Origin of the sequence: Mesorhizobium sp. M7A.F.Ca.US.007.01.2.1 (assembly GCF_003998165.1) — a bacterium.
In the GTDB taxonomy this organism is placed as follows: domain Bacteria; phylum Pseudomonadota; class Alphaproteobacteria; order Rhizobiales; family Rhizobiaceae; genus Mesorhizobium; species Mesorhizobium ciceri.
The window spans coordinates 1-468 of the sequence record NZ_RZQP01000531.1 but is presented as its reverse complement, the minus strand read 5'-3'; the positions used below and the strand labels follow the sequence as shown (position 1 = coordinate 468).

1 pseudogene is annotated in these 468 nt (G+C 65.0%); it reads right to left on the bottom strand.

The features are described from left to right. Positions 1-313, bottom strand: a pseudogene (locus EN949_RS35630) (VWA containing CoxE family protein); the annotation flags it as partial. Positions 314-468: the final 155 nt, after the last annotated feature.

Sequence of the window (468 nt, the reverse complement as noted above, 5' to 3'; positions counted from 1 at the left end):
CTTCCTGGCTCGCACCGCCATCATCCTTGATGCGGGTTTCCTCGTCGGCGTCGCCTTCGACCACGGCGGACCTGTTGCCATAGAAATGGCTCTGGAAATGCGCTTCGAATTCGTCGCGGCGGTCGGGCGGCGGCGCCAGGGTGGCGAGGGCCGCCTCGCGGATGTCGGCCATCGAGCGCGGCCCGAGCAACGTCACCGCCTGCATGAAGCCGGAGACTTGCTCGGGGGCTATGGCAAAGCCGTAGCGGCGCAAGAGCCTGGCAAAACCCAGGAATGGCGAGGCGGCGCGGGGGAAGCTTGTTTCCCGCATCATTCTGTGTCGCCCCCTTCTGTCCTGCCAGCCTTGCGAAATGACCTCCCGCGTCACGCCAGTGCCTCCTCGACGATCCGTCCAAGCTCCGGCGCAATGTAGGAAAGGTCTTCCTCGTCCTTGATCAGCACGCCGATGCCGCGACCATCCTGGAGAAG